Annotated in this window: 6 protein-coding genes and 1 pseudogene; 5 read left to right on the top strand and 2 right to left on the bottom strand. The window is 68.7% G+C overall.

Annotated features, from left to right (window positions below; all coding sequences use genetic code 11):
• Positions 1-443 (top strand): annotated as a pseudogene (locus tag VGH54_RS24020) (RNA helicase); the annotation flags it as partial.
• Here VGH54_RS24020 and VGH54_RS24015 read toward each other — a convergent pair.
• Positions 440-1,894, bottom strand: a complete 1,455-nt coding sequence (locus tag VGH54_RS24015; protein WP_331514624.1) for a PH domain-containing protein — start codon at positions 1,892-1,894, stop codon at positions 440-442. The pseudogene VGH54_RS24020 and the gene VGH54_RS24015 overlap by 4 nt on opposite strands.
• Positions 1,895-1,944: 50 nt before the next feature.
• On the bottom strand, positions 1,945-2,421 hold the full coding sequence (locus tag VGH54_RS24010) for a PH domain-containing protein (protein ID WP_331514623.1): 477 nt from the start codon (positions 2,419-2,421) through the stop codon (positions 1,945-1,947).
• Positions 2,422-2,537: 116 nt separating this feature from the next.
• On the opposite strand from VGH54_RS24010, the gene VGH54_RS24005 reads away from it, so the two are divergent.
• The 4 genes from VGH54_RS24005 to VGH54_RS23990 all read left to right on the top strand — a co-directional run bounded on the left by VGH54_RS24005 (position 2,538) and on the right by VGH54_RS23990 (position 7,297).
• Positions 2,538-3,464 carry an SDR family NAD(P)-dependent oxidoreductase gene (locus VGH54_RS24005; RefSeq protein WP_331514620.1) on the top strand — a complete coding sequence of 309 codons (927 nt, stop codon included), beginning with the start codon at positions 2,538-2,540 and terminating at the stop codon, positions 3,462-3,464.
• A gap of 29 nt (positions 3,465-3,493) precedes the next feature.
• Positions 3,494-4,207: a phosphatidylserine decarboxylase gene (locus VGH54_RS24000; protein WP_414688783.1), complete on the top strand. Its 714-nt coding sequence runs from the start codon at positions 3,494-3,496 to the stop codon at positions 4,205-4,207.
• Positions 4,208-4,286: 79 nt separating this feature from the next.
• The gene (locus tag VGH54_RS23995) at positions 4,287-5,147 is read left to right on the top strand and encodes a phosphatidylcholine/phosphatidylserine synthase (RefSeq protein WP_331514621.1); all 861 of its coding nucleotides are present in this window, start codon (positions 4,287-4,289) and stop codon (positions 5,145-5,147) included.
• Complete coding sequence (locus tag VGH54_RS23990; protein ID WP_331514619.1) at positions 5,144-7,297, top strand: AAA family ATPase; 2,154 nt, start codon at positions 5,144-5,146, stop codon at positions 7,295-7,297. The genes VGH54_RS23995 and VGH54_RS23990 overlap by 4 nt, the downstream gene beginning before the upstream one ends.
• Positions 7,298-7,469: the final 172 nt, after the last annotated feature.

The following is a 7,469-nucleotide window of genomic DNA, read 5'->3' as shown; positions in this document are numbered from 1 at the left end:
AGGCGCAACGTCGTCAGGACGAGCCGTCCGAGATCGAGAACAGTTTTGAGTCGCTGGGCGCCGACGCCGAACTGGATCAGGTCATCTTCGACGGCTCGTCGTTCGGCACCGCGACTCCCGCCGGCAGCGACGAAGAGGCCGACTACCTAGGCATCCCAGGCCTTTTGGATCCCGCACAGATGCGCGACCTGCTGCGCCGCCACCAGGAACAGCAGTTCGACCGCCGCGCGGTCACGCCGGAGCCGGTTACCCGGCACGGACAACTGCGTGACCTCCGTCGCGAACTCAACGCGTTGGTAACAGCGGCGCACTACCGAATTGGCAAGCCGCACGGTTGGATTCACAACGAATTGCGTCGACTCTGCGGCGGCCCACCGGTGGCAGCGGCCACCAGCGAACAGCTTGCGGCCCGCATCGAGGCGGTGCGCAGGCTGAGCGCTTAGCGGACCGCCCAGATACTGGCGGCCACCCACGGCGACGCTTCGGCCGCAACCGCCCAGACCAGATCTTCCGGCACGTCGATCAACGGATAACGCTTGACGCCCGCCGCAGTGGCCGCCACCAGAGTGGCGACCCCCGCGCGGCGCTGAAACGGCGACTGCCGCACGGTCCAGCTGATAATGCCCGCGGTCGCGAGGCAGTCGCGGCGTCGTTCCACGCTGCCGGCCCGGATCACCAACCAGCCATTGTGAACCCGGTGCCCGAGCGCGCTCACCCGGTCGGCTGCCAGCAACGCGCACCATGCAATGAGCGCGATCCATGCCGGCCACACCCACACGGGTACAACGGATTTCCCGGCAACCACACTCATTCCCGCCAGCGCGACACCGATCATGACCGGAATCCCCAAGGCCCGTGTCCAACGTCGGGTCGCCGCGCGGCGGCCGTGACCGCGCAGCGGGCCGGTGACGACATCCCGATCGCCGACCAGCCCGATCAGCACCGATTCGGCGGTCGACACGGGACACGGCGGCAGCAGCACCGACGCCTCACCGGCGCCGTGCACACCGGTCATCACCGCGTCCAGGCGGCCGCCACCGAGCAGTCGCACCAACAACGGTTGCCGCAACGTTCCCCCGCGCAGCCTGCTCATGTCGTAGGCGCGCTCACGCAGACGCAACAGGCCGTGCCGCAAATGCAGAACGTCCCCCTGACGCAGCAGCACCAGGTTTCCATAGGTGAGCAGCGACCTCAACATTGCGAGTAGCACCGAAGCCAGCAGAATCACCCCGCCGACAAGCTCGACGGTGCTCGTCGTCCCCAACCGCTGGGCAGCGGCAATCGCTGACTCGACCGGCCACGAATGCTGCAGCGGCCCAACGAATCCGCTCTTGTGCAGCACCCCGGCCACGGCGGCCAGCGACAGCAGGCCGGACACACTCAGCGGCGAATACCTCAGCCACGACGGCTGCCAGCGAGCCAGCACCACGCCGCTCGCCGAGGGCTCCTCGGTCGGCGCATCGACGTGCTGCGCCGAGCCGGCCAGCAGAATCGCCCGCAGCCGGGGCACCTCGCCGGCCAGGACGGCGTTCAGCTCGAAGACCCCGGACCCGCTCTCGCCCTTGGCATCTTGGCCGGTGTTCACGCGCACCACGGCCAGGCCCATCAGGCGATGCAGCAACCGCGCATCGCTCTGCACCGAACGAATCCGGTTGATCGGCAACGACAATACTTTGCGCTGCAGGAGACCGGACCGCAGTTGCAGTTGGCCCAACTGCGGGTCGGTGTCGATGCGGTAACTGGTGGTGTACCAGCGTGCCACGCCGATCACCACGGTGTACGCCAGCACAGCCACTGTCCAGGACTGGTTGCCGGTGGTCGTACCCAGCACGATCGCGCCGATCAGCCATGGGAGTTCGCGCAGCAGCTCATGCACCGGGTGAACCAGCAGCATCCTGGGACTCAGCCGCTGCCAGGCGATTTGAGCCGGCCCAGCGGCGATCGTCACGTTGCGTCCTCGGCGCCGATCGCCGCGATGTCGGTCAATTGCGCGACGACGTGGTCGGCGACGTCCACGTCGAGCGCGACGATGTGCACCGCGCCCGCCGAGGAGGCGGTGGTGACGGTGACGTTGGCCAGGCCGAACAACTGGTCCAACGGGCCACGGTAGGTGTCGACGGTCTGCACCCGCGAGATCGGCGCGATCCGCCTTTCCTGGACCAGCCATCCGGTGCGGGTGTACACCGCCTGCGGGCCAATCTCCCACCGGTGCACCCGATATCGCCACATCGGGACGACGGCCAGCGAGATCACCGCGCCCAGCACGGTGCCGACGCCGAGCAGGATGTGCAGCCACGGCAGTCGCTTGTCGAATTCGAACCACACCGCCTGACCGGCGGCCAGCAGCAGCCACGGAATGACGCCGCCGATCGCCCATCGCAGCGGCGCGCGCCGGCTGGGCGGATGGGCGGGATCGACCATGCCTGAGACCGGCGGGCCAGGGGTGCGGTTGTCCACGCCATCGAGGATGCCACCCACGTGAAAGCGGATTGCACCGACACGTCGGCCGAGAACGTGAATGAGTATCGTTTCCCCCGATGAGTTCCAACAACAAATGGACCACGGACGACATACCGGACCAGCGCGGGCGCGTCGCGGTTGTCACCGGCGCAAATACCGGCCTCGGCTACCACACGGCGGCCGCGCTGGCCCAGGCCGGCGCCCACGTCGTCCTGGCGGTGCGCGATCTGGAGAAGGGCAACCTCGCGCTGGCGCGCATCGTCGCCGCCTGTCCGGACGCCGACGTCACGCTGCAGGAAATCGACCTCAGCTCGCTGGCCTCGGTGCGCGCCGCCGCCGCGGCGCTGCGCAAGACCTACCTGCGCATCGACCTACTTATCAACAACGCCGGGGTGATGTGGACCCCCAAGCAGCTCACCGCCGACGGGTTTGAAATGCAGTTCGGCACCAACCATCTGGGCCACTTCGCGCTGACCGGATTATTGCTGGACAACCTGCTGCCGGTGCGGGGCTCGCGAGTGGTGACCGTCAGCAGCACGCGCCACCGAATCCGCGCCGCGATCCATTTCGACGATCTGCAATGGGAACACGGCTACGACCGGGTCGCCGCCTACGGGCAGTCGAAGCTGGCCAACCTGCAGTTCACTTACGAACTGCAGCGCCGGCTGGCCGCCCGGGATCGGCCGACCACCGCCGCGCTGGCCGCCCACCCGGGCCTCTCCAACACCGAGCTGGCTCGCAACCTGCCTGTCGTTTTCAAACCCGCCGTCGTGCTGCTCGGCCCGCTGCTGTCTCAGAACGCGGCGATGGGTGCGTTGCCCACGCTGCGCGCCGCCACCGACCCGGACGTCGAGGGCGGGCAGTACTACGGCCCCGACGGCCTGGGTGAGCAGCGCGGACACCCCAAGCTGGTGTCCTCGAGCGCACAGTCGCACGACGAAGACGTGCAACACCGGCTGTGGACGGTGTCGGAAGAATTGACCGGCGTCACGTATCCGGTCTGACGGCCGCCGGGGCTCCGTAAGATAACCGCGTGGCACGACGTCCCCGCTTGACCGACGAAAATCCGACGGTCAGCCCGCAGCATCTGCTGTCGCTGGTGCGCTCGACCGTTCCGCCCGTCCACCCGGCCGGACTCCCGTTCATTTCGGCGGGGTTGGGTTTGGCACTGGTCGGCCGCCGCTCTCGTTGGCTGCGCCGGGCCGGCCTGCTGGCCGCCGGAGCCTGTGCCGGCTTCTTCCGGCACCCGCCGCGGGTGCCGCCGACCCGGCCCGGCGTCGTCGTCGCGCCCGCCGACGGCTTGGTGTGCCTCATCGAATCGGCTGCTCCGCCGCCCGAATTGGAGATGGGTGAGGCAGAACTCACCCGGATCAGCATCTTCCTGTCGCTGTTCGACGCCCACGTGCAGCGGGCGCCGGTGAGCGGCGAAGTGATCGCCGTACAGCACCGGCCGGGTCTGTTCGGCTCGGCCGACCTCCCCGAGGCCAGCGACGACAACGAACGCAATAGCGTACGGATCCGGACCGAGGACGGCGTGGAGATCGTCGCCGTGCAAATCGCAGGTCTGTTGGCGCGCCGGATCGTCTGCGATGTTCGCGCGGGCGACAAGCTTTCGATCGGTGACACCTATGGCTTGATCCGATTCGGGTCACGGCTGGACACCTATCTGCCCGCCGGCGCCGAGGTGTCGGTCAGCATCGGCCAACGCGCGGTGGCCGGCGAGACGGTGTTGGCGCAGCTGCGGTGATCACCGCGCCGACGACGATGCAGTGGGGGCACCTCCCGCTTGCGGGGGACGAAGCGCGAAACGATAGGGAGGAGTGGCGCTGATTACCAGGCCGCGCGGCAGGCGAGTGGTCAACCTGCGCATCCTGCCCAGCTCGATGAGCGTGCTGGCGATCTGCGCCGGGCTGACCTCGATCCGGTTCGCTCTGGAGGGTCAGCCTCACGTGGCGATCGCGCTGATCGCCGCCGCCGCAATCCTCGACGGGCTCGACGGCCGAGTGGCCCGCGCGCTGGATGCCGAGTCGCGGATGGGCGAGGAGATCGACTCGCTGGCCGACGCGGTGAACTTCGGGGTCGCCCCCGCGGTGGTGGTTTACGTGTCGATGTTGCCCGCGTTGGCGGCGGGCTGGGTAGTGGTCCTGCTGTATGCGGTGTCAATCGTGTTGCGGCTGGCCAGGTTTAACGCGCTGCTCGACGACGCCAGCCAGCCGTCGTTCGCGCGGGAGTTCTTCGTCGGTGTGCCGGCGCCGGCCGGCGCGATCTGTGCACTCGGCCCGCTGGCCGCCAAGCTGCAGTTCGGCGCGGGCTGGTGGACGTCGCCGTGGTTCGTCTGCACATGGCTGGTGGGCTGCTCGCTGCTGTTGGTGAGCCGGCTCCCGATGCGCAAGATGCACGCCGTCTCGGTGCCGCCGAATCTGGCCGCGCTGCTGCTGGCCGGGCTGACCATCGTCGCGGCCGCCGCGTTCCTGTTCCCCTACATCCTGATCATGGTGATGATCGCCGCCTACCTTTGCTACATCCCGTTCTCGGTGCGCAGCCATCATTGGCTGGCGGCACATCCCGAAGCGTGGGGTGAGAAACCCAAGCAGCGGCGCGCCACCCGGCGTGCGATCCGCCGGGCGCAGCCCAGCCGTCGATCGATGGCGCGACTGGGACTGCGCAGGCCCACCGGCCGGACATGACGTCACCCGCCCGGCTCACTCTGACAGCTCGGCTGAACACCTCGGCCGTCGACTCTCGCCGCGGCGTGATCCGGCTGCACCCCAACGCCATTGCCGCCCTTGGCATTCGGGAATGGGATGCGGTGTCGCTGACCGGGTCGCGCACGACGACGGCGGTCGCGGGCATAGCCGGCCCGCAGACCCCGATCGGCACCGTGCTGCTCGACGACGTGACGCTGTCCAACGCCGGGTTGAGCGAGGACGCGGCCGTGATCGTGGTCGCCGCCACGGTGTACGGCGCCAGGTCGGTGACGCTGAGCGGCTCGACGCTCACCTCCCAGTCGCTAGCCTCGAACACTTTGCGACAAGCCTTGCTGGGCAAGGTGTTAACCGTCGGCGATGCGGTGTCGCTGTTGCCGCGGGATTTGGGGCCGGGCACCTCGACGTCGGCTGCGACGCGTGCGCTGGCCTCCGCGGTGGGCATCAGCTGGACGTCGGAGCTGTTGACCGTCACCGGCGTGGATCCCACCGGACCGGTGAGCGTGCAACCGAATTCATTGGTCACCTGGGGTAACGGTGTCGCGGCCGGCGCCGTTGAGCAACCGGTCACCGTCAAAGCGCCGCAGCTCACCGTGAACGATCTCAAGGGTGTCAGCGCGCAGGCGGCCAAGTTGACCGAATGGCTCAAGCTTGCACTCGACGAGCCGCACCTTCTACAAACACTCGGCGCCGCAACCAATTTGGGCGTGCTGGTATCCGGACCCGCCGGTGTCGGCAAGACGCCGCTGGTGCGGGCGGTCTGCGCCGACCGACGACTGGTCGAACTCGACAGCCCCGAGGTCGGCGCGCTGGCCGCCGACGACCGCCTGCAACGGGTCACCGCGTCGGTGACCAAGGCGTGCGATGGCGGCGGAGTCCTGCTGGTCGCCGACGTCGACGCGCTGCTGCCCGCCACCGCCGAACCCGTTGCGACGCTGATTCTCTCGGAGCTTCGCAAAGCGGTCGCCGCCCCGCGCGTCGCGGTGATCGTCACGTCGTCGGTGCCGGAGAACCTCGACTCGCGGCTGCGCGCCCCCGATCTGTGCGACCGGGAGCTGGTGCTCAGTCTGCCCGATGGGCCGACCCGCACGGCGCTGCTGCAGGGCCTGCTGGCCCGGGTTCCCACCGAGGAACTCAACCTCAGCGAGATCGCCGACCGCACACCCGGTTTCGTGGTCGCCGATCTGGCCGCGCTGGTACGTGAGGCGGCGTTGCGCGCGGCGGCCCGGGCCAGTTCCGACGGCAACGAACCGAAGCTCACTCAGGCCGACCTGGTCGGCGCTTTGAGTGTGATCCGGCCGCTGTCACGCTCGGCCGCGATGGAGGTGTCGGTCGGTTCGATCACCCTCGACGACGTCGGCGACATGGTGGAAACCAAGCAGGCGTTGACCGAGGCGGTGCTGTGGCCACTGCAGCATCCCGACACGTTCGCTCGGCTCGGTGTCCAGCCGCCGCGAGGCGTGCTGCTCTATGGCCCGCCGGGCTATGGCAAGACGTTCGTGGTCCGCGCACTGGCCAGCACCGGGCGGCTGTCCGTGCACGCCGTCAAAGGCTCAGAGCTGATGGACAAGTGGGTCGGCTCCTCGGAGAAAGCGGTTCGCGAGCTGTTCGGCCGGGCACGCGATTCCGCGCCGTCGCTGGTCTTCCTCGACGAGGTCGACGCGCTGGCGCCGCGGCGCGGTCAGAGCTTCGACTCCGGTGTCACCGACCGGGTGGTGGCGGCGCTGCTCACCGAGCTCGACGGCATCGAGCCGATGCGCGATGTCGTGGTGGTCGGGGCCACCAACCGGCCGGATCTGATCGATCCGGGTCTGCTGCGGCCAGGTCGGCTGGAGAAGCTGGTGTTCGTCGAGCCGCCCGATGCGCAAGCGCGAGCCGACATTCTGCGCGCCGCCGGCAAGTCCATTCCACTGCACGATGTGGATCTGGATGCCTTGGCGGCCGACCTGGACGGCTACAGCGCCGCCGACTGCGTTGCGCTGCTGCGCGAGGCCGCGCTCACCGCGATGCGCCGCTCGGTCGACGCCGCCGAGATCACCGCGGCCGACGTCGCGACCGCGCGCGAAAATGTCCATCCCTCACTGGATTCCGCGCAATTGGCCAACCTGCGGGCGTTCGCCGCGGAGCGCTGACCCTCAGACGGAGCGAGAGTAGTAGAAGCTGGGCTGCTCTTTCCCGTCTTCCGTGCTGGTGTAACCGTGTCGCTCGTAGAACCGATGCGCATCGGCGTCCGCACCGTCGACTGCGATTTCGATCAGTTCGCCGCCACGCTCACGAGTGAGCGATTCCACCGCGACCATGAGC

The sequence above is a fragment of the Mycobacterium sp. genome (genome assembly GCF_036488105.1).
In the GTDB taxonomy this organism is placed as follows: domain Bacteria; phylum Actinomycetota; class Actinomycetes; order Mycobacteriales; family Mycobacteriaceae; genus Mycobacterium.
The sequence above is the reverse complement of the archived record's forward strand: the minus strand, read 5'-3'. Positions and strand labels throughout refer to the sequence as shown.

Coding starts and splice junctions, on each gene's coding strand:
- VGH54_RS24010 (WP_331514623.1), bottom strand. CDS start 2,421: ATGGTCGATCCCGCCCATCCGCCCAGCCGGCGCGCGCCGCTGCGATGG.
- VGH54_RS24005 (WP_331514620.1), top strand. CDS start 2,538: ATGAGTTCCAACAACAAATGGACCACGGACGACATACCGGACCAGCGC.
- VGH54_RS24015 (WP_331514624.1), bottom strand. CDS start 1,894: ATGCTGCTGGTTCACCCGGTGCATGAGCTGCTGCGCGAACTCCCATGG.
- VGH54_RS23990 (WP_331514619.1), top strand. CDS start 5,144: ATGACGTCACCCGCCCGGCTCACTCTGACAGCTCGGCTGAACACCTCG.